This is a genomic window from Deinococcus planocerae, from assembly GCF_002869765.1.
In the GTDB taxonomy this organism is placed as follows: Bacteria; Deinococcota; Deinococci; order Deinococcales; family Deinococcaceae; genus Deinococcus; species Deinococcus planocerae.
Map to the genome: position 1 here is coordinate 61698 of NZ_PNOR01000017.1, position 23834 is coordinate 85531.

At 69.1% G+C, this 23834-nt stretch carries 22 protein-coding genes and 1 riboswitch; of the genes, 15 read left to right on the plus strand and 7 right to left on the minus strand.

Annotation, left to right across the window (positions count from 1 at the left end):
* Nucleotides 1-35: 35 nt before the first annotated feature.
* From A7B18_RS11390 to A7B18_RS11410, 5 genes are read right to left on the minus strand one after another with little or no spacing between them, the layout of a single operon-like run.
* The gene (locus A7B18_RS11390) at nt 36-1760 is read right to left on the minus strand and encodes a sulfatase-like hydrolase/transferase (RefSeq protein WP_102126821.1); all 1725 of its coding nucleotides are present in this window, start codon (nt 1758-1760) and stop codon (nt 36-38) included.
* A 53-nt stretch (nt 1761-1813) separates the two neighbouring features.
* Complete coding sequence (locus A7B18_RS11395; protein WP_102126822.1) at nt 1814-2671, minus strand: bile acid:sodium symporter family protein; 858 nt, start codon at nt 2669-2671, stop codon at nt 1814-1816.
* A 9-nt stretch (nt 2672-2680) separates the two neighbouring features.
* Nucleotides 2681-2974, minus strand: coding sequence for a hypothetical protein (locus A7B18_RS11400; protein WP_102126823.1), 294 nt, complete (start codon nt 2972-2974; stop codon nt 2681-2683).
* A 21-nt stretch (nt 2975-2995) separates the two neighbouring features.
* Nucleotides 2996-3973, minus strand: coding sequence for a formylglycine-generating enzyme family protein (locus tag A7B18_RS11405; RefSeq protein ID WP_219722124.1), 978 nt, complete (start codon nt 3971-3973; stop codon nt 2996-2998).
* A gap of 43 nt (nt 3974-4016) precedes the next feature.
* On the minus strand, nt 4017-4235 hold the full coding sequence (locus A7B18_RS11410) for a DUF308 domain-containing protein (protein WP_102126824.1): 219 nt from the start codon (nt 4233-4235) through the stop codon (nt 4017-4019).
* Nucleotides 4236-4759: 524 nt separating this feature from the next.
* Here A7B18_RS11410 and A7B18_RS11415 point away from each other — a divergent pair.
* The 5 genes from A7B18_RS11415 (at nt 4760) to solA (ending at nt 7698) form a co-directional block, all read left to right on the plus strand.
* Nucleotides 4760-4984, plus strand: a complete 225-nt coding sequence (locus tag A7B18_RS11415; protein ID WP_102126825.1) for a hypothetical protein — start codon at nt 4760-4762, stop codon at nt 4982-4984.
* Between the two features lie 28 nt (nt 4985-5012).
* Nucleotides 5013-5861: an SMP-30/gluconolactonase/LRE family protein gene (locus A7B18_RS11420; protein WP_102126826.1), complete on the plus strand. Its 849-nt coding sequence runs from the start codon at nt 5013-5015 to the stop codon at nt 5859-5861.
* Nucleotides 5862-5890: 29 nt separating this feature from the next.
* The gene (locus A7B18_RS11425) at nt 5891-6028 is read left to right on the plus strand and encodes a hypothetical protein (protein WP_102126827.1); all 138 of its coding nucleotides are present in this window, start codon (nt 5891-5893) and stop codon (nt 6026-6028) included.
* Nucleotides 6028-6183 (plus strand): hypothetical protein, encoded by a 156-nt coding sequence (locus A7B18_RS11430; RefSeq protein WP_102126828.1) that lies wholly within the window; start codon nt 6028-6030, stop codon nt 6181-6183. The genes A7B18_RS11425 and A7B18_RS11430 overlap by 1 nt, the downstream gene beginning before the upstream one ends.
* A gap of 327 nt (nt 6184-6510) precedes the next feature.
* Nucleotides 6511-7698, plus strand: coding sequence for an N-methyl-L-tryptophan oxidase (solA, locus tag A7B18_RS11435; RefSeq protein ID WP_102126829.1), 1188 nt, complete (start codon nt 6511-6513; stop codon nt 7696-7698).
* Nucleotides 7699-8080: 382 nt separating this feature from the next.
* On the opposite strand, the gene A7B18_RS11440 is transcribed toward solA, so the two are convergent.
* A complete protein-coding gene (locus A7B18_RS11440) occupies nt 8081-8872 on the minus strand; it encodes an SDR family NAD(P)-dependent oxidoreductase (protein ID WP_102126830.1) in 792 nt (263 codons plus the stop codon).
* A gap of 4 nt (nt 8873-8876) precedes the next feature.
* Nucleotides 8877-9890: a LacI family DNA-binding transcriptional regulator gene (locus A7B18_RS11445; RefSeq protein WP_102126831.1), complete on the minus strand. Its 1014-nt coding sequence runs from the start codon at nt 9888-9890 to the stop codon at nt 8877-8879.
* A gap of 392 nt (nt 9891-10282) precedes the next feature.
* Here A7B18_RS11445 and A7B18_RS11450 point away from each other — a divergent pair, with 392 nt between their 5' ends.
* The 10 genes from A7B18_RS11450 to A7B18_RS11495 all read left to right on the plus strand — a co-directional run bounded on the left by A7B18_RS11450 (nt 10283) and on the right by A7B18_RS11495 (nt 23376).
* Nucleotides 10283-11110, plus strand: coding sequence for an SDR family NAD(P)-dependent oxidoreductase (locus A7B18_RS11450; RefSeq protein WP_219722125.1), 828 nt, complete (start codon nt 10283-10285; stop codon nt 11108-11110).
* Nucleotides 11111-11112: 2 nt separating this feature from the next.
* Nucleotides 11113-12540 (plus strand): glucuronate isomerase, encoded by a 1428-nt coding sequence (uxaC, locus tag A7B18_RS11455; RefSeq protein WP_102126832.1) that lies wholly within the window; start codon nt 11113-11115, stop codon nt 12538-12540.
* Between the two features lie 79 nt (nt 12541-12619).
* On the plus strand, nt 12620-13969 hold the full coding sequence (locus A7B18_RS11460) for an MFS transporter (RefSeq protein ID WP_180970123.1): 1350 nt from the start codon (nt 12620-12622) through the stop codon (nt 13967-13969).
* Between the two features lie 60 nt (nt 13970-14029).
* Nucleotides 14030-15859 carry a beta-glucuronidase gene (gene uidA, locus A7B18_RS11465; protein WP_102126834.1) on the plus strand — a complete coding sequence of 610 codons (1830 nt, stop codon included), beginning with the start codon at nt 14030-14032 and terminating at the stop codon, nt 15857-15859.
* On the plus strand, nt 15856-17124 hold the full coding sequence (locus A7B18_RS11470; RefSeq protein ID WP_219722126.1) for a lactate racemase domain-containing protein: 1269 nt from the start codon (nt 15856-15858) through the stop codon (nt 17122-17124). The genes uidA and A7B18_RS11470 overlap by 4 nt, the downstream gene beginning before the upstream one ends.
* Nucleotides 17121-17543: a phosphoribosyltransferase gene (locus A7B18_RS11475; RefSeq protein WP_102126835.1), complete on the plus strand. Its 423-nt coding sequence runs from the start codon at nt 17121-17123 to the stop codon at nt 17541-17543. The genes A7B18_RS11470 and A7B18_RS11475 overlap by 4 nt, the downstream gene beginning before the upstream one ends.
* Nucleotides 17513-18052, plus strand: a complete 540-nt coding sequence (locus A7B18_RS11480) for a gluconokinase (RefSeq protein ID WP_245872845.1) — start codon at nt 17513-17515, stop codon at nt 18050-18052. Before A7B18_RS11475 ends, A7B18_RS11480 begins: the two co-directional genes overlap by 31 nt.
* Before the next feature lie 283 nt (nt 18053-18335).
* Nucleotides 18336-19835 (plus strand): decarboxylating NADP(+)-dependent phosphogluconate dehydrogenase, encoded by a 1500-nt coding sequence (gnd, locus tag A7B18_RS11485; RefSeq protein ID WP_102126836.1) that lies wholly within the window; start codon nt 18336-18338, stop codon nt 19833-19835.
* A gap of 223 nt (nt 19836-20058) precedes the next feature.
* Complete coding sequence (locus A7B18_RS11490) at nt 20059-21210, plus strand: branched-chain amino acid ABC transporter substrate-binding protein (protein WP_102126837.1); 1152 nt, start codon at nt 20059-20061, stop codon at nt 21208-21210.
* A gap of 183 nt (nt 21211-21393) precedes the next feature.
* Nucleotides 21394-23376: an SDR family oxidoreductase gene (locus tag A7B18_RS11495; protein ID WP_180970124.1), complete on the plus strand. Its 1983-nt coding sequence runs from the start codon at nt 21394-21396 to the stop codon at nt 23374-23376.
* Nucleotides 23377-23677: 301 nt separating this feature from the next.
* A riboswitch (cobalamin riboswitch) is annotated at nt 23678-23805 on the plus strand.
* Nucleotides 23806-23834 lie beyond the last annotated feature (29 nt).

Sequence of the window (23834 nt, forward strand, 5' to 3'; positions counted from 1 at the left end):
GGGGCGGGCCGCTTCCTCTTATGGGGGTAGCCGGGTCAGTCATCCCCGCTCGCCTCGGCTTTCGCCTGCTTGTACTTCATCTCGCGGGTGCCGAACATGTTCAGGTCGAAGGGGCAGTCGTCGTCGTCCAGCTCGCGCTCGATCAGGGCGCCCAGCTTGCCCAGCATCCGCTTCAGGACCGCCGGGTCGTACCCCGGGTGGTCCAGGCTGGCGAGGTTTTCCATCTCGCCGGGGTCGTTCACCAGATCGTGCAGGGTCACGTCGCTCTGGCGGTAGAGGTCGTTCAGGTTACCGGGCCGGGCGTACTCCTGGGGGTTGAACCAGCGCACCAGCTTGTACTGACCGTCCACGACCGCGCGGAAAAAGGTCCGCCGTCCGAAATCGGGGGCACCGTACTTCTCGCCCGCCTCCTTGAGGGCCGCGTCGGGGCCGTCCTTGAAGCCCGCTCCCAGGTCGGAGACGGCGCCCAGCCCCCCGCTGGCATTCCACTCGGGGTCGAGCATGTTCAGGCCGTCCCAGGTAATGAGTGCCCCGTCGCCCGGCTGCTGGGCACTCCCGCGCGGCCCCGGCTGCTCCGGGTGGAGGATCGCCCCGCGCAGCGACCGCCCCCGGAGCTGCGGGTAGCGCAGGCGCATCTCGTCCTCGCCCAGCCCGGCGAAGTCGAGCAGCGTGGGCACGAGGTCCACGTGCGAGCCGACCGAGCCCGTGCGCTGGCCCTGCGGCCCGCCGGGCACGACCGCCGTCATGTTGACGATGGCGGCCTCGTCGTAGTGGATCGCGCCCTTCTGGTGCATCCCGTGGGCACCGTTCATCTCGCCGTGGTCGCTGGTGTAGATCACGATGGTGTTCTCCCAGAGGTTCTGCCGGTCGAGCACGTCGAGAATCCGCTGGAATTCGATATCCACCCGGCGCATACAGTTGATCAGGTAGTTGCGCCGGGACTTCCAGAGGTCGTCGCGGCCCTCGGGCGGCGCCCCGTACACCATGCGGATGTTTTCCTGGTAGGAATGCACGCCCATCGGCTGCTGCAAGAGGTCGTCGTGCACGTTGGCGGGCAACTCGGGGTCCCAGTCCTGGAAGAAGCCGAGTTTTTGCGCCGGATGCAGCATGTTCTTGAAAATGGGTCCGCCCTCGGGGAACTCGGCCTCTGAGTCCGAGTAGTAGAACATGATGTCGTGCGGGTTGACCATGCCGACGACGAGGAGCCACGGCTGGTCTATCCCCGGCGCGATGTTCTCCAGCCAGTCCGCCGTCTCGAAGGCGACCGTGCCGTCGAGCATCTCGCCCTGGAGGGGAGAGCCGAACATGTCGCCCCACTCCTGGTAGTCGGCGAAGCCGTAGGGTTCCAGCATCCCCGGCCCCGGCTTGGACTCGCTGAGGTGCCACTTGCCCTTGAACGCCGTGTAGTACCCCTGCTCGCGCAGCATGGTGCCCAGGGTCGGCACGTCGGGCGAGAGGCCCGTCGGAATCCAGGCGAAGTTGGTGTTGTCCCACAGCCCGACCTTCTTGGCGTGCTGCCCGGTCCACATCGTCGCGCGGGACGGCGTGCAGATCGGCACGGTGCAGTAGTGGCGGTCGAAGGTGACCCCCTGATTCTGGAGGCGTTCCAGGGCGGGCAATTCCACGCCTTCCGGCAACCTCATATGCACGTCCCACTGGTCGATGCACAGGACCAGGATGTTGGGCCGCTGCTGCCCGCCGCCCTGTCCGTCCTTGGGCTGCGCTTTCTTCTGTTCGTCCCCGCCGTTTTCTTTCGCCATACGTTCCCTCCCTAAATTTCCCGCCGTGAGCTGCCCCACGAGATGGGTGACGATCAAGCCTGCTCGGTCTGGCCCTCGTTGTCGCGGCTGAGCCTGCGGGCGAGGAAGAGCAGCATGACGATGCCCAGCGCGTTGGAGAGCGTCAGGATCACCAGCACGTTGGGGTCGCTGAAGTTCTGGGTGGCGATGATCAGCCCGGCGGCGGTGTTGCGCTGCGCGGTGCCCAGGGCGCCCACGTCCTCGGTGTGGTCCTCGCCCTTGCCCAGCACGTACCCGATGCCGAACGCCGCGAGCACGAACACGACACCGAGCAGGATGGCCCCCGTCCCCACGATGTCCAGCATGTTGGGCAGGTAGCCGATCAGGGTCGCGCCGAGCACCACGTACAGGGCGTAGTTGCCGATCTTCGCGGCCCACGGCTGAATCGTCTTGGCGAACCCGGTCAGAAATTGCGCCAGCAGCATCCCGACCGCGATGGGAAGCAGCAGTTGCAGGAACAGCGAACGGGCGACCGCCCAGGCATTCACGCTGATCCCTTCCAGCACCAGGGGCAGCACCAGGGGCGCATAGATGACCGTGCCCACCATCAGCAGCAGCATGGTCGCGGCGCCCAGGGCGAGGTCGTGCTCCGAGGTCTGGGTGAGCTTGATCAGGAAGGGCGCCCCGGCGCACAGCGCGAAGATCAGGAGGCCCGCCTCCAGCGCCGGGGGGAAGGTGAAGAGGTTCACCGCCAGGATCATCACCAGCGGGGCCAGGACGAAGTTCGCCAGCAGCATCTTGAGGACGAAGGGCCACTCCTTCCAGTACCCCACGATGTCGGGCAGCTTCTGGGTCAGGCCGACGTTGAGCATGGTGGAGATCACGAAGATCGGGACGGCGAACCCGGCGAGCCGTTGCAGGAACTCAAACATGGATGCCCCTCACGCCCGCCGCCCGACGTAGCGGCCCCGGTTGGCGTACCCCGAGCTGCCCCAGCCGCCGAGGTCCAGCAGCACCGCCAGGAGCAGCCACAGCCAGCTCAGCGCGGGGAGCCCCGCCGGGGTCCACAGCAGGACGTAGAGCAGCGTGGTAAAGGGCAGGAAGATCACCCCGAGAATCGGCAGCAACCACGCCCCGCCAAACGCGGCGGTGAAGAGAACGGGCCGCGCCAGCCAGATCAGGAGCACACCCAGCCGGGGAAAGAGACCCGCGAAGATGCCGAACAGACAACCCATACGTTCCTCCCCTGCCGGGCCTCACGTCGCCCGGACGACGCAGCGAAAACCGATGTGACCCGTGGACGTGTCCACCGCCTCGCCCTGGCGGGCCGCCGGGCGGTAACGCAGGCAGAAGTTCGGGGCGCACAGGTGCGAGCCGCCCTTGAGAACACGGCGCGGAATCTGGGCGTCCGGCCCCCCGGACGGGTGGCTCCCCCCCGCCGAGTCCACCCGGGGGTTGCGGGGGATGCAGCACGCCCCCCCCGCCTCGCCCGGGTGACGGGGCCGGAAGAAGTCGCTCGTCCACTCCCACACGTTGCCCGCCATGTCGTAGAGGCCGTAGCCGCCCGGCGGGAAGACGCACACCGGGGAGGTGCCCGCGTACCCGTCCAACTCCAGGTTCAGCCACGGGAACTCGCCCTGCCAGGTGTTCGCCATCTGCTGCCCCCCCGGCGTGGGGTCGTCGCCCCAGACGTAGCGAGCGCCGTCCAGCCCCCCGCGCGCGGCGAACTCCCACTCCGCCTCGGTGGGGAGCGTCTTGCCCATCCAGGCCGCGTAGGTGGCGGCGTCCTCATGGGCGAGGTGGACGGCGGGGTGGCGGTAGCGTCCGTCGAGGGTGCTTCCGGGTCCCTCGGGGTGACGCCAGCACGCGCCGGGGACGTAGGCCCACCAGTGCGCGGGGTCGCGCAGGTCGACGCGGCCCCCCGGGCGCCGGAACACCAGCGAGCCGGGAACGAGCAGGGCCGGGTCGATGCCGGGGTAGCCCTCGGGGTCGGGCGCCCGCTCGGCCACCGTCACGTACCCGGTGGCCCGGACGAAGCGGGCGAACTCGGCGTTCGTGACGGGGTGCTCGTCCATCCAGAACCCGTCCACGGTGACGCGGTGGGCGGGGCGCTCCTCGGGGTAGAACTCGTCCGAGCCCATCCGGAAGGTGCCCCCCGGAATCCAGACCATGTGGGGCGAGGGGGGGAGGGATGTGGTCGTCTGGATGGGCGCCGTCTGCGTGGGTCCGGTCATGGGACTGCCCTCCCTTCTGATTTCGGTGTCGGGCCGCCGGGGCCTACCCTGCCAGGCAGGGAGCTACAGACTCCGCAGCCGAAAAGCCCAGCAGGGTCAGCACGATGCCCGCGATGACGGCGTAGAACCCGACGAGGTACGCGGTCGTGATGATCCCGGCGAGCGGATTGAGCAAGAGCAGGATGCCCAGGATCACGAGCAGCAGGCCGCTGAGGCCGACCAGCCACTCGCCCGCGCCCGGAATCTCCGCCCGCCAGCGGATCGCCGCGACGCAGGCCCCCGACGAGCGGGGACAGGTGGAGCAGCCGACCGAGCACGGCCCCGAGGAGGGCGCCCAGCAGCGCGGCGCGTTCGGCGGGCAGCTCCCGGGTAGAAAGCCGCACCTCGCCCGAGCGGTCCCGGGTGATCAGGGCGGCGCTGTACGTGCCGAGCAGCCCGGCCCGGTGCAGCGCCGAGACGGCGGCGAAGTCCTCCTTCGCCTGCTGGGGATCCTGAAAAGTCGCCCGATAACGAAACGGTCGGGTGTCGGCCATCGTTCATGCCCCTTCCTGAGAAGGCGGAGAGGAGTCGGCAGGCGGGCAGACTGACGCGGGGTCCGTTCAGGGTGGAGGACGAAGCTGTCTGAAAAGTGAGAACCCGAGTAAAACGTGCAAATCTGTAGCTCATGGTCCGGTCAGGTCGGACACCTGCGGACTTCGGCGAAAGCGTGGGCCGGACTGTGGTATATCCGACAGGTCGAGGCGGGAAGATTCGAGGGACGCGGGGGCGTCACCCGGAGGAATTGCTATGTGGAACACGCTGTCTATCGTCGCCGGTGTCCTCGCGGCCCTCGCGCTGCTGCTGGGCTTCATCCCGCTGCTGGGCTGGACGAACTGGTTTCTGACCCTGCCGCTCGCCATCCTGGGGCTGATCTTCGGCGCGGTGGGCCGCAGTCGGCAGGGCCAGGTCCTGAACCTCGTGCTGATCGCCCTCGCGGCGCTGCGGCTGTTTCTGGGCGGCGGGGTGCTGTAGCGGCACCGCAAACTCCGGAGGTGAGGGGATGCGCGCAGAACAGGTGACCGACCCGGTGGCCTACCACGCGGAGGGCCCGGTCTGGTCGGACCGCTGGGGCGGCCTGCGCTGGGTGGACATGCTCGCGGGGGACGTGCTGTCGCTGGGGGCGGACGGTTCGGTGGGCCGCAAGCACGTCGGTAAGGTGGCCGCCGCCCTGCGCCCCCGCCGTGGGGGTGGCGCCGTGATCGGCGTGGAGCGGGGCTTCGCGCTGGAGGACCCGGACGGGACGATCAGAACGCTCCCGGAAGTCTGGTCTGACCCCGGCATCCGCATGAACGAGGGCGGCTGCGACCCCGACGGGCGCTTCTACTGCGGCTCGATGGCCTACGACCAGACACCCGGGGCCGCCAAGCTCTACCGCCTGAACCCGGACGGCACGGTCGAGGTGGTGCTGGAGGGCGTCACCGTCTCCAACGGCCTGGAGTGGAGCCCGGACGCCATGCTGGCCTATTACAACGACACCGCGACCTTCCGCGTCTCCGTCTTCGACTACGACCGGAACAAGGGATTGACCAACCGGCGGACCTTCGTGGACCTCACGGACGAGAGGCTGCGGCCCGACGGCCTGACGGTGGACTCGCAGGGGGGCGTGTGGGTGGCCCTCGCAGGCGGGGGCGCGGTGCGGCACTATGCGCCGGACGGCAAACTGGCGGGCGTGATCGAGCTGCCCGCGAGGAAGGTCACGGCCTGCACCTTCGGGGGGCCGGGGCTGGAGACGCTCTACGTCACCACGTCGCGCGAGAACCTGGAGCCGGGCGAAGACCCGCTGGCCGGGTCCCTCTTCCGCGCGGAGGTCGGCGTGCGGGGCCAATCCGTGCGCGAGTTCGCCGGTTAGGTGGCCGGTCACCAGGAGGGGTGGGGCACATGATCGAGAGACTCCTGCTGTTCGGCGCGACCGGCGACCTCGCGGGCCGGTTCCTGCTCCCCGCCCTCGCCGAGCTGCGCGACGCGGGCAAGCTTCCGGGGAACTCTCAGGTCTTCGGCTCCGCGACCACCGACTGATGGACGTGCTGACCGGCGACAGCACCCTGTCCATCCGCGGCGACGAGGCCGAGGAGTCCTGGCGGGTGCTCACGCCCGTCTTGCAGGCGTGGGCGGAGAACCGGGTGCCGCTGGAGGACTACCCGGCGGGTTCGCCCGGTCCGCCGCCGCGCTGAGGGGAGCTGCCGAGCGACACCTCGGGGAGGGCCCGTGTCCGCAGGGCGATATGGACGGTCGCACGGCCCCTTCACGCGTCATAGGCTCAAGCGCCCGAAAACAGCCGTCGAGGGGCGGGAACGAGACAACGCCCTGGCAACGTGCTTCGCTCGTGTCCTGTTGGATAGGTGTCCTCGGCAGACACTCCTTCGGGGTGCCACGCGCCGTCAACCCTCAGGTCGATCATGTTCCCATGAGCGCGGCGACACCTGCGCCGGTCTCTGCCCAGACCGAACACACGCCGGCACCCGTGCATTCGATCCCCCGTAGGACCGTAAGCTTGAGGAATGGACACGGCAGAGGTCGTCGTCGTCGGCTTGGGCGCGGTGGGCAGCGCCAGCCTGTATCAACTGGCCAAGCGCGGCGCGCGGGTGATCGGGATCGACCGCTTCGCGCCCCCTCACACCCACGGCTCCACCCACGGCGAGAGCCGGATCACCCGGCAGGCCATCGGCGAAGGGGAAGCGTATGTGCCGTTCGTCCTGCGCTCCCACGAGATCTGGCGTGAGCTGGAAGCCGCCACCGGCGAGGCGTTGATGCTGACGTGCGGGGGCCTCATCCTGAGCAGCCACCTCGACGAGCCTCCCCATCCCTCCAAGGCCAGCTTCCTGGAACGCACCATTCGGGCCGCACGGCGTTACGACATTCCGCACGAGATTCTGGAGGCCCCCGAGTTGACCCGGCGCTTTCCACAACTGGGCTTGCGGGGCGGCGAACGCGGCTACTACGAACCGGGCGCGGGCGTGGTCCATCCTGAAGCCTGTGTGCGGACCCAACTCGAACAGGCCCGCCACCGGGGCGCGGACATCCACACGGATGAAACAGTGCTGGAGATCGAGCCCCTTCGGGACGGTGTTCGGCTGCGGACCACGCGGGGTGAGTACCGGGCCGGGCGGGTCGTGGTCAGCGTGGGCGCGTGGGCGGCCCAGTTGCTGGGGGAAGCGCTCCGGCGGCTGTTGCGGGTCCAGCGCCGGGTGCTGTACTGGTTCGAGCCCGAAGGTGCGGAGCGTGCCCGCGCGTACTCCCCCGAGCACTTCCCCGTGTTCATCTGGAGTCACGGTCCCCGCGACCACGACTATTTCTACGGTTTTCCGCAGCTCGCGGCGGGCGTCAAGGTCGCCGCCGCCGCCATCGCCGATCCGACCTCGCCCGAGGACGTGAACCGTGAGGTCAGCGTGGCCGAGGGGGAGGCGATGTACCGCGAGCACGTGCGGGGCCGCCTGCTCGGGGTGAGTCCACGCCTGTTGCGAGCGGCGACGTGCCTATACACGTCCACCTCCGACCATGACTTCATTCTCGACCACCACCCGGATTGCGACCGCATCCTGATCGCCTCGCCCTGCTCCGGGCACGGGTTCAAGCATTCTGCCGCCATTGGCGAGGCGATGGCACAACGGGTGCTTGACGAACACATGCGCTTTGATCTGCGCGCCTTCGCCCTGGACCGCTTCTCCCGGGCTTCCGCCAGCTTTTGAGTGGAGCGGCGGAACGCCGAGTTTGGGAGGACCTTCGAGGACAAACGGCAGACGCGAACTCTGGACGGGCGTTTTCGGGCGGGCGGGCTGACTCCCGACTTCACGCCTTCCCACCTCCCCAGGCGGCCCGTCCCCCGGAGTTCCCAGGCTGAGCCACACCATCCCAAGGAGAACCGAATGACGGACGAGAGAGCGAAAGCCACGGGCAGCAGGACCGAGGACACCTCGCAGCGCACGGGTAAACCGCAAGAGCCGGACACGTTCCCCTCTCCCCCCGACGAGACCGGGGAGAGCCCGGACGCGGGCACCGCCGACCAGGACGCCTGGACGAGCGAGACGGAGAGGAGGAACCGCCAGCCGCCGACGCCCAGCCGTTACGCCCTCACCGTTTGGGGAAGCGGCTCAGCGGGAAGGTATCCACGTTCGCCGAACGCTGCTGCACGAGAACGCCGCCGTCCACCACGATGAACTGGCCCGTGATGTAGGCCGCGTCGGGCGAGGCCAGGAAGAGGGCGGCGCCCGTCAGGTCCTCGGGGGTGCCGTAGCGGCCCAGCGGCACGACCCCCTCGCGGGTGCTCAGGTCCTCGCCGCTCAGGCCGTAGGTGTTGATGAAGCCGGGCGTCACGCCGTTGACCCGCACTCCGTAGGGCGCCAGGTCGAGCGCCATCGCGCGGGTCAGGGCCTCGACCCCACCCTTCGCGGCGTCGTAGGCGGTGAAGCCCCGGTGGGCGCGGGTGGCGCCGCCGCTCGACACGTTCAGGATGACCCCCGAGCGCCGCTCGACCATCGCGGGCGCGGCCCGGCGGGAGCACAGGAAGACGCCCTTCAGGTTGACCCCGAGCAGGGTGTCCCACCACGCCTCGTCCGCCTCCAGGAAATGCCGCTGGTCGCTGGTGATCGCCGCGTTGTTGATCAGGACCCCCGCGGGCCCCCACTCACGCTCCAGCTCCCCGAACATCCGGTCCACTTCTCCGGACCGGGACACGTCGCCCGGCACGGCGAGCGCCTCTCCCCCATTTCTGCCGATCTCCTCGGCCACGGCGGCGGCGGCTTCCTCCCTCAGGTCGTTGACGGCCACGCGGGCCCCCTCCGCGGCAAAGCGCAGGGCGAAGGCGCGCCCGATGCCCTGGCCGCCGCCGGTGACGAGGACGGTCGTTTCCGTGAGACGTGACATAGGGCTATTGTGCCGGGCCGGAGAGGACCAGGGGGCGGGTGGACTGCCGGACGCGCAGCACCCCGAAACGCTGGGGCGGCGGGGCGGCCTGGGGGAGGTCGATCAGGCCGAGCAGCAGCCGGGCGGCGTCCTCCCCCAGCCCCTGGCTGGGAATCTCCATCAGGGTCAGGGGCGGGGACAGATGGGGAGCCAGCGGGTGGTTCCCGAAGGCCGCCACGCCGATGTCCTCCGGAATCCGCAAGCCCTGGGCGCCCAGGGCCGTCATCAGGCCGATGGCGATCAGGTCGTTGTAGCAGACCACGGCGTCGGGCATCTCCCGGCCCTGGTGGAGCTGGGCGCTCGCCTGCTCGCCGCCCGGCACGTCGGGGGACGTGGCCCGGACGACCTGGGCGTCCAGCCCGGCCCGCGTGAGGGCGGCGCGGTAGCCCCGCTCGCGCCCGGCGTCCACCCAGAAGGGCGGGCCCGCCAGGTAACAGATGCGGCGGCGGCCCTGGGCGATCAGGTGACTCGTGAGCTGGAAGGCCGCCGTTTCCTCGGCGACGGTGACGGCAGGCAGCCCCGCCGCGGGTCGGCCCACCGTGACGATGGGGCGCTCCGGGTCGTGCAATTCACGGAGTTCCTCGTCGCTCAGGCGGGACCCGGCGAGGATCAGGCCGTCGGTGCGGGCGCGCAGCGTCTCGATAAGCTGGCTCTCGCGCTGGGCACTTTCCTGGGCGTCCACCAGCAGCACCGCGTACCCGGCCTGTGCCGCCACCTGGCTGGCCCCCTTGACCAGGGCCGTGAAGTGCGGGTTGAGGATGTCGAGCAAGACGATGCCCAGCGCCCGCGTCCTCCCGGTACTCAGGATCTGGGCGTGGAGGCTGGCCTGGTAGCCGAGTTTGGAAACCGCTTCCCAAACCTTTCTCTCGGTCTCGGGCTGGAGCTTCTGGGTGCCGTTGACGACCTTGGAGACGGTGGAGCGGGCCACCCCAGCCGCCAGGGCCACGTCGGAAATCGTCGGTTTCTTGCGTTTGGTCATGACGGCCTCTGCTTGGGTGAGATGGGCGCACACGGGCGACGACGGCGGGTGTCTCGGGATAGGCTGGGAAACTTCTGCTCGTATTAGACACGATTTTCGGTCGGGCTGTACGCCTCCGTGACTGTAGCGTTCCGGAAACCGCTTGACAGCGAGATCAACCGTAGCCTAATCTCTGGGAAACCGATTTCCAAAAACAGTCCGTCCCGCTGGGAGACGACGCCTCCGCCTCGCCCTGCCCTACGGTGGAGGCTCCCACTCTCCCAGCCACACTCCTCAGCAGAGGTGGTTATGCGTCAACTCTCCCCGTGCATCCGGGCCGTTTCTCCCGCCGCGAGCCCCAGTCGCGTCTCGCACCATCGGCGGACGCCGCGCCTTCCCGGGGAGGTGGACGGGTGAGCGGGCCCCTGCACGGTCAGCGCGCCGTGGTGACGGGCGGCAGCGGCATCCTGGGCCGGGTGATGGCCCTGACGCTGGCGGAGGACGGCGCGGCGGTGTACGTCGGGGGCCGGACCGCCGAGAGTTCCGAACAAGCTATTGCCGAGGTGCTGGAGGGCCACCCGAACCGGGCCGAGTTGCAAGGCCGGTTGACACCCCTCGTGTTCGACGTGCTGGACCCGGCCTCGATGCACGCCGCCGCCGCCGAGGTGGACCGGGCGGGCGGGACCGACATCCTGATCAACGCCGCCGGGGGCAACGTGCCCAGCGCGTCCACCACGCCGGACACCACCTTTTTCGACGTGGACCTGCGCGCGGTGGAGAAGGTCATCGACCTGAACCTGATCGGCACGGTCGCCGCCACCCAGGCGTTCGCGCGGGGAATGTGCGAGCGCGGCCAGGGGGTCATCGTGAACGTCTCCAGCATGTCCGCCGTCCGCCCCCTCACCCGCGTGCTGGGCTACAGCGCCAGCAAGGCCGCCGTCGACAACTTCACCCAGTGGCTGGCCGTGAACCTCGCGCAGCAGTACGGGCGGGGCCTGCGGGTGAATGCGGTGGCGCCAGGCTTTTTCCTGACCGAGCAGAACCGTTACCTGATGCTGAACGGGGACGGCAGTCCCACGCCCCGGGCACAGTCGGTCCTGGCCCACACGCCGCAGGGACGCTTCGGTGAGCCGGGCGACCTCGCGAGTACCCTGCGCTGGCTGGTCTCGCCGCACAGCGCTTTCGTGACCGGGATTATCGTTCCGGTGGACGGCGGCTTCAGCGCCTTCGCAGGGGTCTGACGATGACCTCCCGCGACTGGAGCGTCCCCGAGGACTTCCTCTTCGGGCAAGGCGCCCGCGTGCGCGACACGGCGCTGGACCTCTACCGCGTGGTCGAGGGTCTGGGGCTAGTCTGCCCCCACGGGCACGTGAGTCCAAATCTGCTCGCCGACCCGGACGCGCGCTTCGCCAACCCCACCGAACTGCTCGTCAAGTACGACCATTACCTCTTCCGCCTGCTGTACAGCCAGGGGGTGCCGCCCGGGGCGCTGGGCGTGGGGCAGGCCCCCGGCAGCTACGACCCCCTGAAGGCGTGGGAGGTGTTCTGCGCGCACTTCCACCTCTTCGACGGCACCCCCAGCGGGCTGTGGCTCCGCATCGAGCTGACGCGCCTGTTCGGGGTGAAGGAAAAGCCGAACGCCGGCAACGCCCGCAAGGTCTACGACCAGATTCAGGGGTGCCTCGACACGCCGGAGTTCACCCCGCGCGCCCTGTTCCGCCGCTTCGGCATCGAGATTCTCGCCACCACCGACGCCGCCGAGGACAGCACCGAACCCCACCAGAGGGCGCAGGCGGACGGCTACCGGGTCATCCCCACCTTCCGCCCGGACGGCCTGCTGCAAATGAATCTACCGGGCTGGAAGGGGCGGCTGGAGAAGCTGGAGGCGGTGACCGACCGCAGCATCGGCAGCTACCGCGACTTGCTGGACGCCCTGCGGGAGCGGCGTCAGGCGTTCAAGGCTGCCGGAGCGACCGCCACCGACCACGGCGCGGCCACGGCGGACATCGCCCCCATCTCCGAGCACGAGGCGGAAAGCCTGTTCACCCTCGCCCTGCAAGGTCGCCTCATACCCGAGCAGGCCCGGCGCCTGGAGGGGCACGCCCTGTTCGACCAGGCCCGCCTCAGCGCCGAGGAAGACGGCCTGGTGATGCAGCTCCACGTGGGCTCCACCCGCAACCACAACCGGGAACTGTTCGAGAAGTACGGCCCGGACATGGGGGCAGACATCCCGCACCGGGTGAACTGGACCGAGGGCCTGCGACCCCTGCTGGACGCTTTCGGCAACCACACGCCGGGGCGCGAGCTGCACGCCATCCTCTTCACCCTGGACGAGGCCACCTACAGCCGCGAACTTGCCCCCCTGGTCGGGCACTACCCCAGCCTGCGCCTCGGGCCGCCGTGGTGGTTCCACGACAGCGTGAAGGGGATCGAGCGCTATCTGGACGCCGTGACCGAGACGGCCACCCTGCACAACACCGCCGGGTTCAACGACGACACCCGCGCCTTCCCCAGCATCCCCGCCCGCCACGAGGTCTGGCGCCGAACCGTCTGCAACTGGCTCGCCGGGCAGGTGGGACGGGGCATCCTCGCCCCCGAAGAGGCGCGGCACCTGGCCCGGCTGGCGGCGCATGACCTGGCGGTGCGGGCGTACCGGCTCGACCTGAAGTGACCGACCGCGCAGGCGCCCCTGGCCCTGCCCAAGGATGCGGCCCTCTTCCCCGCCTCGCCCCCTCACTCAGGAGGAAGCCATGACGACCATGTTGCCCGGCCAGACGCCTCAGCCCCCGCTGCCGCCCACCCCGGAGGAGGCCGTCCTGAACGAGGCCCGCAGGTCACGCGGCGCTTCGGTGGGCACGCTGTCATTCTTCAACGCCATCGAGAACACGGAAGGCAGCCTGCTCAACGTGATCGGGCCGCTGATCCGCAACGGCTTCGGCATCGGCCTGGCCGAGATCGGTGTGATCACCGCCCTGGGCCGCGTCGCTCGCATGGTTTTCGGGCCGCTGTGGAGCATGATCGCCGACCGCTGGGGCCGCAAGAGCGTGCTGATCATCACGGCCTTCTGGGGTGTGTTCACGCTGGCGGCGGGCTTCGCGCAGTCCTATCAACAGTTTCTGCTGCTGTACGGCATCGGACTCATCGGCACCGTGGCCGCAGAACCCATCAGCAACGGCATCCTCTCCGACCTGTACAAGGACACGGAACGTGGCAAGGCGTTCGGAACGCTCCGCTCCGTGGGCACGTTGCTGGGCCTGGTGATCACGCCCGTCCTCGGACAACTGGGGAACATCCCCGACAACGAGGGCTGGCGCTACGGCATGTACATCATGGGCGGCATCGGCCTCCTGACCGGCGTGATGGTGTGGGCCTTCGTGAAAGACCCCCGCGACGCCCTCAAGAAGGCGGGCCTGCGCCAGGGCAAGGAAGACCAGTTCCGCTTCGCCGACGTGCCCAAAATTCTGGCTATTCCGACGATGGCGCTGCTCGCCGTGCAACTGCTGCTCATCACCAGCCTGGTGCTGCTCGCCTTCATGATCTTTTTCTTCACCGATGTGCGCGGCTACAGCCCCACCGAGGCGACCTACCTCTACACCACCTTTATCGCGGGTTTCGGCATCAGCTCCTTTCTCGGCGGATTGATGGGCGATTCCTTCGTGAAGAGGATGGGAGACAAGGGCCGCATCGTCTTGATGCAGATCTACCTCGTGCTCTTCGCCGGGATGAGCTTCCTCGCCACCCAGATCGACTGGCCCAGCCGGACCTTCGATTACGGCATCTGGTTCATCTTCGGGCTGATCGGCTCCATCGGCTTCTCCGGCTGCGTGCTGCCGATGGTCTCCACCGTCGTTCCCCCGCAGTACCGCTCGACCTCGTTCGCGCTGCTGTTCTCCTTCATCCAGGGAGGCATCGCGGCCATCCTGTCGCTGTACCTCGGCAGGCTCGCGCAGCAGTACGGCCTGCGCCCGGTGTTCTTCTGGCTCGTCACCGTGCCCTACGCGGTCAACGCGCTGTACTGGTTCCTGTTCTACCGCACCTACCCCCGCGACAAGGCCCGAATGGACGCCCTGGTCAGGGCCACCGCCACCGCCACCGACTGAACCCCCGAGGGAGGTGGGTCAGGCTCGCCTCCCTCACCGATTCGCGAAAGGAGCACCCCCATGCTTTATCCCGTCCAGAACGACAAGCGCAACCGCCTCGACCTCAGCGGCATCTGGGATTTCCGAACCGACCCGAACCACGTGGGCGAGGCCGAGGGCTGGGCCGGGGGCCTGAGCGGCGAGGTCCGCCCGATGGCCGTGCCCGGAAGCTGGAACGAGCAGTACGCCGACCTGTTCAACTACCTCGACCTGTCGTGGTACGTCCGCAAGACCTACGTGCCGAGTGGCTGGCGGGGTCAGCGGGTCATGATCCGCGTCGGCTCCGCGCCCTATTACGCCGAGGTGTACGTGAACGGCACCAAGGTCGGCGCGCACGAGGGCGGGCACCTGCCCTTCGAGTTCGACATCACCGATCAGGTGCGGTGGGGCGAGGAAAACACCGTCGCCGTCAGCGTGGAGAACAACCTCTCGCCCCAGCGGGTGCCGTCGGGGAACATGGATTCGGCCATCGGCGCCTTCGCGTCCTACCCCAAGACGACCTATGACTTCTTCCCCTTCGCGGGATTGCACCGCCCGGTCTGGCTGTACTCGGTGCCGCAGCGGCACATCCAGGACGTGAGGGTCGTGACCGACCTCCAGGGGACGGACGGCGTGGTCAGGGTGACGGTCCACGCGGACGCCGGGACGGGCCGCCTGGAATTGGGGGACCTGGGGGCCGACCTGACCTTCCAGAACGGGGTGGCCGAGGCCGAGCTGCGCGTCCCGAACGCCCGGCGCTGGTCGGACAAGGACCCCTTCCTCTACGACCTGCACGTCCGCACGGAGGACGACCACTACAGCCTCAAGGTGGGCATCCGCACCGTCGCCGTGGAGGGCGGGAAGATTCTGCTCAACGGCGAGCCGGTGAAGCTCAACGGCTTCGGGCGGCACGAGGACTTCATCGCCAGCGGCAAGGGGCTGAACCTGCCCCTGCTGGTCAAGGACTATCAGCTCATGCGCTGGACGGGCGCGAACGCCTACCGCACCAGCCATTACCCGTACTCCGAGGAGGAGATGATGCTCGCCGACCAGGAGGGCTTCCTGATCATCGACGAGATTCCCGCCGTCTCGCTGAACTTCGAGAACGAGGAGAACGTCGCCGCCCGGCTGCGGATGTGCCAGCAGCAGATCGACGAACTGATCGCCCGCGACAAGAACCACCCCTCGGTGGTGATGTGGTGCGTGGCGAACGAGCCCATGCCCGGCAACCTGAGGCTCGCCGGGGCGGGCACGAAAGAGGAGTTCAAGGACGACCCCACCGCCGAGCGCGGCGAGAAGTTCCTCAACACCCTCTTGCGGCAGGCCAAGGACCTCGACCCCACGCGGCCCGTCACCCTCGTCGGCCTGATGGGCGGCCCCACCGCCTGGCTCGCGGAGACGGACGTAATCTGCATCAACCGCTATTGGGGCTGGTACATCCTGGGCGGGCAACTGGGCGAGGCGCGCGAAGGGCTGACGGCGGAACTCGACCGCCTGTGGGAGCAGTTCGGCAGGCCCATCATCATGACCGAGTTCGGCGCGGACACGATGGCGGGGATGCACGGCCAGCCGCCCGTCATGTGGACCGAGGAGTACCAGGCCGACTACATCCGCTTCCACCTCGAGGAGGCCGAGAAGCGCGACTACGTGGCCGGGATGCAGGTCTGGAACTTCGCGGACTTCGCCGCCGTGCAGAGCATCATGCGGGTGGGCGGGCTTAATATGAAGGGCGTGTTCACCCGCCAGCGCACGCCGAAGATGGCCGCCCACGTCCTGCGCGAGTTCTGGGTGGACCGCCCCTCAAAGGGCGAGCCGTCCTCCGGCCAGGCCGTGTCCAGTCCCCAGCGCGGCGAAAAGGAGTTGTCGCGGTGACCCTTCTGGCCCGAGCCGTTGCCCCTCCAGGCGAACTCCTCGATGAGGGGACAATTACCCGCACCCTGGAGCCGCTGCGGGGCCACTTCACGGGCCAGAAGGTCCTCGTCCTGATCCCCGACCACACCCGCACCCTGCCGCTGCCGCAACTGTTCCGCCTGCTCGCAGACGTGCTCTCGGACGCCTCGCAGCTCGACTTCATGGTGGCGCTGGGCACCCACCCGCCGATGACGGACGAGCACATCCGCCAGATTCTCGGCCTGACCGAGGAGGAGCGGAAAGGCAAGTACGGCCACATCCGCCTGCTGAACCACGAGTGGGCCGACCCCGAAACGCTCGTCAGCATCGGCACCGTGACGCAGGAGAAGGTGAAGGAGATCGCCGGGGAACGCTGGCACCCCACCCTGGGCGGCGACGTGGATATCCTGATCAACCGGGCGGCGGTGGAGGCCGATAGACTCGTGATTCTCGGGCCCACCTTCCCGCATGAGGTGGTGGGCTTCTCGGGCGGGGCGAAGTACCTCTTCCCGGGGATCAGCGGCGCGGACATGATCAACGTCACCCACTGGCTCGGCGCCCTGGCAGGGGTGCGCGGCACCATCGGCATCAAGGACACGCCCGTGCGCGCCCTGATCCACGAGGCGGCGACCCACCTTCAGACGCCCCTCACCCTGATCGCCCTGGTGGTGCAGGGCAAGGGGCTGGGGGGCATGTTCGTCGGTGATCACCTGGAGGCTTGGTCGGCGGCGGCGGACCTGTCGAGCGAGCGGCACATCGTCTGGGTGGAGCAGCCCTACCGCTTCATCCTGTCCGCCGCGCCCCCGATGTACGACGAGCTGTGGACGGCGGGCAAGGCGATGTACAAGCTGGACCCCGCCCTCGCCGACGGCGGCGAGCTGGTGATCTACGCACCGCACCTGGAGGAGGTGAGCGTCGTCCACGGGCGCTACATCTCCGAGATCGGCTATCACACGGTACCGTACTTCCTGAACCAGTGGGAAAAGTTCGACCACGTGCCGCTCGGCGTGATCGCCCACAGCACCCACGTGCGTGGCGACGGCGAGTGTGTGGACGGCCACGAGGTGCCGCGCGTGAAGGTGACCCTCGCCAGCCGCGTCAGCCCCGAGGACTGCGCCCGGTTGAACCTGGGTTACCTCGACCCCGACTCCATCAACCTCGACGACTACGAAGGCCGCGAGGACGAGGGCGTGCTGCTCGTTCGTAAGGCCGGGGAGACACTGTACAGGTACAGGGGGGAGGAATGACCACGGCGACTGCCAAAGTCACGCTGACCTTTTCCGAGATCAGCGACCGCCTGCACGGCGCCGACCTGCCGGACGTGGACTTGGTGGTGGGCATCGCCCGGGGCGGCCTGGTGCCCTCCAGCCTCGTCGCCCACCAACTGCGCGTCCCGCTGACCGTGATGCGGGTGAACTACCGCGACGACGACAACAAGCCGCGCGGCGACGAGCCACGGCTGCTCCTCCCGCCCGACATGGACCTAGGCGGCAAACGCGTCTTGCTGGTGGACGACGTGAGCGTGAGCGGGGCGACCCTGCGCTTCGCCGCCGGGCTTCTGGGTGACCCCGCACATGTCACCACCCTGACCCTCAAGGGCAAGGCGGATATCGTCCTCTTCCCCGAGGTGCGCTCGTGCGTGAACTGGCCCTGGAGTCTGCCGTGAAGACGAACGCCGTCATCGTCATGGGCGTGTCGGGCAGCGGCAAGACCACCATCGGGGCGGCGCTGGCCGGGCGGCTGGGGTGGGCCTTCGCCGACGCCGACGACTACCACCCCGCCGCGAACCGCGAGAAGATGAGCCGCGGCACTCCCCTGACCGACGAGGACCGCGTGCCCTGGCTGGAGGCCCTGCACGAAATGATCGCCGACCACGTGCGCCGGGACAAGCCGGTGGTGCTCGCCTGCTCCGCCCTCAAGGAAAGCTACCGCCGCATCCTGATCGGTGACCTTCAGGGCGTGCGGATCGTCTTCGCCCAGGGCAGCCGGGAACTCATCGCCGAGCGGATGCGGGCGCGGCAGCACTTCATGCCCGTCACCCTGCTCGACAGCCAGTTCGCCGCGCTGGAGGTGCCGAGAGGCGCCCTCACCGTGGACATCAGCCGACCGCTGGAGGAGATCAGTCAGCGCCTCGCCGCCGAGCTGGCCGACCCGGCGCCGACTGAACCGGCGTAACCCTCGGCGCCCACCCTCATTCGCAGCGGTCCGGAAGGTGCAGGCTTTTCTATCAACCCAGAGCAGTTCTTTCGCTTGGCTCTGAGGAGAAGGTTTGGCTGGTCACACGCCCCCTCACCCTTTGCTTCGCAACGCCCTCTCTGCTTCGCAGCTTTGCAAGTCCCGCAGGGGGAGAGGGTCGAAAGAGCCAGCAAGACATCCAAGCTCGCTGTCGTCGGCGCGGACATGCCGCACCCGGTTAAGAAAAAGGCCTGCTCCCCCCGAACCGCGAAAGGAGACTGTCATGACCCAGCCCACCCCGGAGGTCGTCCCCGCCGCCCAGAATCCCGCCCAGGCCGACATCGGCGTGATCGGGCTGGCGGTGATGGGCGAGAACCTGATCCTGAACATGGCGAGCAAGGGCTTCACGGTCGCCGCCTTCAACCGCACCGTCAGCAAGGTCACCGAGTTCACGGCGGGGCGCGCGAGGGGCCAGACCATCGTGGGCGCGGCCACCCTGGAGGAGTTCGTCTCGGCCCTCAAGTCCCCGCGCAAGGTCATGCTGATGGTGAAGGCCGGACAGGCGGTGGACGACTTCATCGCGCTCGTGAAGCCCCACCTCGAACCCGGCGACATCATCATCGACGGCGGGAACAGCCACCCCGCCGACTCGACCCGGCGCACGAAGGAGCTCGCCGCCGAGGGTCTGCTCTTCGTCGGCACGGGCGTCTCGGGTGGGGAGGAGGGAGCGCTGACCGGACCCAGCATCATGCCCGGCGGCAACCCGCAGGCGTGGGAGGCGGTCAAGCCGATCTTTCAGGGGATCGCCGCCCGCGCGTCCGACGGCACGCCGTGCTGCGAGTGGGTGGGCTCGGAGGGCGCCGGGCACTTCGTGAAGATGGTTCACAACGGCATCGAGTACGCCGACATGCAGACCATCGCCGAGGCGTACCACCTCCTGCGGGAGGTCGGCGGCCTGACCCCGCCCGAACTGGCCCAGGTCTTCGCCGAGTGGAACCGGGGCGAGCTGAACTCCTACCTGATCGAGATCACCGCCGACATCCTGACGAAGACGGACGAGGCGACGGGGCAACCGTTGGTGGACGTGATTCTCGACGCCGCCGGGCAGAAGGGCACCGGCAAGTGGACGAGCGTGGCGGCCCTCGACGCGGGGAGCCCCGCCGCGACCATCGCGGAGGCCGTCTTCGCCCGCGCGCTGAGTGCCCTCAAGGACGAGCGGGTGGCGGCGAGCCACTTTCTGCCCGACCCGGAGGCACCCGTGTCCGTCCCCGACCGGGACGCCTTCGTGGAGCAGGTGCGGCAGGCCCTTTACGCGAGCAAGATCGCTGCCTACGCCCAGGGCTTCCAACTGCTGAAGCTCAGCGCCCAGGACGCGGGGTGGCACCTCGACTTCGCAAGCGTCGCGCGGATGTGGCGGGCGGGGTGCATCATCCGGGCGGCCTTCCTCGACCGGGTGGCGGAGGCGTTTGGGGAGCAGCACGACCTGCCCAACCTGCTCCTCGCGCCCTACTTCCGGGAGGCCATCGCGGGGGCGCAGGGGGCGTGGCGGCAGGTGGTCAGCATGGCGGTGCTGGGCGGGATTCCCACCCCCGCCTTCTCCAGTGCCCTCGCGTACTACGACGGCTCGCGCACCGCCCGCCTCCCCGCGAACCTGCTCCAGGCCCAGCGCGACTACTTCGGCGCGCACACCTACGAGCGGGTGGACCGCCCGCGCGGCGAGTTCCACCACACCAACTGGACCGGACGCGGCGGCACGACGGCGAGCAGCACCTACAACGCCTGAGGTTTCGTCCCGGGGCGTGGGACCAGCGGGCCGCACCGTCGGCGACGCTGCCCCAGTTCTACGGTCCGGAGCACATCGTCCGCGCCGCGGGCCGTCCCCACTTCCTGAACGCAGGACGGGCCTTCTCACACCTGGGCAATCAAGCGTTTCCCGACCGTAGCTAAACTTCCCCGGGATTCAGCGTCACATTCCCTCACGCCATCCCCTTTCTCCAGGAGCACCGATGAAAACGAAGACCTCCCTGACCGTGATCGCCGCCCTCGCCCTCGGGGGTGCCAGCGCCCAGAGCACCATCAAGGTCGCCAGCCTCGCGCCGCTCTCCGGGGGGCAGGGCGCCATCGGAACCCAGGCCCGCAACGGCATCGAGCTGGCGGTCCGTGAGTACCAGCCGCAGTTTAAGAAGCTGGGCCTGACCCTCCAGTTCGTGCCCTTCGACGACCAGGCCGACCCCGCCACCGGCACCGCCGCCGCGCGCAAGATCGCCGCCGACCGTCAGGTCCTCGCCGTGGTGGGGGCCCTGAACAGCGGCGTGACCATTCCGGTGAGTGCCGCCCTGGCCCCCAGCCGGGTGGCGATGGTCAGCTCGGCCAGCACCGCGAACAACGTCACCGACCGGGGCCTGAGCAACATGAACCGCATCGTGGCGCGCGACGACGCGCAGGGCCCGGCGGGGGCAGGCTTCATCCAAAACACCCTCAAGGCGAAGAAGGTCTACATTCTCAACGACAAGACCGCCTACGGCGAGGGGCTGGCGAACGAGGTCGAGAAGGCGCTGCGGGCGAAGGGCGTTCGGGTCGTGGCGAACGAGGGGACCGAGGAGAAGAACGACTTCTCCGGGATCGTCGCCAAGATCAAGCTCCAGCGCCCCGACGCGATCTACTTCGGCGGCATCTACAACCAGGTGGGCGTGTTCCTGCGCCAGCTCCGCGACGCGGGCGTCACCACCCCGGTCGTCGGCGGGGACGGGCTGGACAGCCTGGAACTGCTCAAGATCGCCGGGCCGGGCGCCGAGAACCTGTACTTCACGACCGGCGCGGCCCCGGTGGAGGCGCTGCCCGCCGCGAAGACCTTCGCCGCCAACTACCAGAAGGCGTTCGGCCAGCCCGCCCAGGGCTTCGCGGTATACGGGTACGACGCGGCCAAGGTGGTCCTCCAGGGCATCCTGAACGCGGCGAAGGCCAACGGGAACAAAGCGCCCACCCGCGCCCAGGTGGAGAGCGCCATCCGCAAGGGCAACTTCAGCGGGCTGCTGTCGGGCACGGCCAGCTTCAACAGCGTCGGGGACCGCAAGGCGGCCACCCTGTACGTGATGAAGGTCGGGGGCGGGCAGGTCAAGCTCAGCACCAGCCTCCCGGTCAAGCCCGGCAGGTCCTGACGCTAACGGTCGGCGGGGGGCGGAGGGGAGTTCCTTCCGCCCCCCTGGCCTTTGTCATCGTCTGCCCACAGCCCGAGGGTCCCACGCTCCGCAGATGAGCCGGGGTGCCCCCAAGACGACCCCCTACACTGGAGTCACCGTGAGCCCAGGAAAGTTGGCCCTGGTTACCGGGAGGCAGGGGGCGTGAGCCGTCACCTCGCCGTGTACGACGAGGGGCACACCCGGCCCTGGGGTTTGTTGCGGAAGCAGATTCAGACATACCGCGAGCGGGGCTGGGCCTGGCTGTACATCGCGGACGATGGGGTGGTGGACCGCGTTCGTGCCGAGCTGGGCGACTGGGAGGGCGACGTGCGGCCCGCGTCCGAACTGGGCTTCCACGCCGCGCCCTTCCGGGTGAGCACCATCCTCACGCGGCTGCGGGCGCAGGTGGGGCAGGCGCTCGACGGCGGGGCGGCGGGCGTGCTGATTATGGTGGAACTGGGCTGGGCCGTCCGCACCCCCGCCGGGGCCGTGTACCACCAGGAGTACGAGGCGGGCGTCCACGACCTCACCGCCGAGCTGCCGGTGGCTTTTCTCTGCCTGCACCCCCGCCACCTGATGCTGGGCGGGCAACTGCTGGCGAGCCTGCACCTGCACCCGCAGGTCCTGGCCCCGGACGGGCGCGTGCTGGGCAACCCGCATTTCGTGCCGCCGCGCCTGATCACCCGCCAGGACGAACGGGCGCACTTTGGGCACTGGCTGGAAGGGCTCGACCCGGCCTTTCAGGAGCGCCCGCAGTCCGCCACAACCCCGTCGCCGGTTCAGCCCCACTACACGCTGGACACCCTGCCGCCCCTGGTCATCGTGGGGGGCGCGGGCGGCAAGTGGAAGATTCGGACCTTCGGCGGCCTGCGCGTGTACCGCGAGGACGGCACGCCGCTGGAATGGCGGGGCCCAGGTGCCTCCACCCGCAAGCTGCGGCCACTGTTCGCGTTCCTGCTGTTCCGCGCCGAGGAGGGGGCCACGCCCGAGGAACTCGTGGAGTTGCTATGGCCCGACACGGACGACCTCGACGTGGGCCTGGGCCGCCTCTACCTGCTGGTCCGCTGCCTGCGGCAGGTGCTCACCCAGCCGGGGGGCGAGGGCCGCACCTTCCTGCGCCACGAGTACGGGCGCTACCTGCTCGACGTGCCGGAACACACCTGGCTCGATGTCCCGATGTACCAGGAGCTGTGCCACCAGGGCGCGGCCCTGGACGCCGCCAACGACTTCTCGGAGGCGATTCTGGCGTACCAGTCCGCCGAGCGCCTGTACACCGGCGAGTTCCTGGCGGACGTTCCGCTCGACGGCTCGGCAAACGCCACCCTGGAATGGTGCTGGGGCCGCCGCGCCTGGTTCCGCGACATGCACCTCACGGCGATGACCCGCCTCGCCAGCCTCTACCGCCGCTCCGGCCAGCTCACCGAGGCCCAGGCCACCTGTGACGCGGTGCTGCGCCTGGAGCCCACCTACGAGGCCGCCCAGGAAGAAAAGCTCCTCGCCTACGCCGCCGCCGCGCGCCCCGACGCCGTGCGCCGCCAGTACGCCGACACCCGGCAGGCCGTGGGCGTCCATGTGGATGTCTCCGACGAGGGGCGCACCCTCCGCATGGCCGAGGAGGTCGCGGGGGCGTTCGGCGGTATCGACGTGCTGATCAACAATCCCAGCCTGTACGGCGGACTGGAACGCGCCCCGTTCACGGAGATCGACCCCGCCACCTGGGACCGGGTGATGGGCGTCAACCTCAAAGGCCCCTGGTTGTGCGCCCGTGCGGTGACGCCCCACCTGCGCGCCCGTGGGGCTGGCCGCACCATCAACATCGCCAGCGCCACGGTCATGAGCGGCAGTCCCCTCTGGGCGCACTACGTCGCCAGCAAGGGAGGCGTGATCGCCCTCAGCCGCGTGCTGGCCCGCGAACTCGGCGCGGACGGGATCACCGTGAACGCCATCGCCCCGGGCTTCACCCTCACCGAGGCCAGCCTGGGGCTGATGGAGGGAGCACAAACTTACGGCGTCGACCGGGGAGCCATCCGCCGCGCCCAGCAGCCGGGGGACGTGGTGGGGGCGGCCCTCTTCCTTGCCTCGCCCGGCAGCGCCTTCGTGACTGGGCAGACGCTGATCGTGGACGGGGGAAGGCAGTTTCTCTGACGACCTCGCCCCCGGAGCGGCCCCGGCGGTGTGTTCGCGGCACAAGCCTGCCCAGGCAAACGGTCGTCTCCGTTCGAGTGGCCGTGTTCGAGACCGTCTCCCCTCCCCACACAGGCCGTTGAGCTGACGCGCCGCGCCTCACAGGGCGTCATCACACGAAGACCTGATTGCCCGCGGGGGGGTGTCGAGCGCGGGGAACGTGACCCCAGTCCAGGCATCCCGGTGAGGCGCTCGCGGCACAGAGTGGTGACCGACCAAACTTCGGGGGGAGCCCCGGCCTGAGGCACGAGTGACCACCTGACCTTTTCTCTGCTACTCTGGCCCGACCTGGTGTTGGGGAAGTCCGGTGAGAGTCCGGCGCTGTCGCGCAGCGGTAAGCAGGCGAGAAGACCTGTCAGCCCGAATGCCACCCAGGGACGCCCCGTGAAGACGGGGCACCTCTCGCCGTCAGAGGGCCA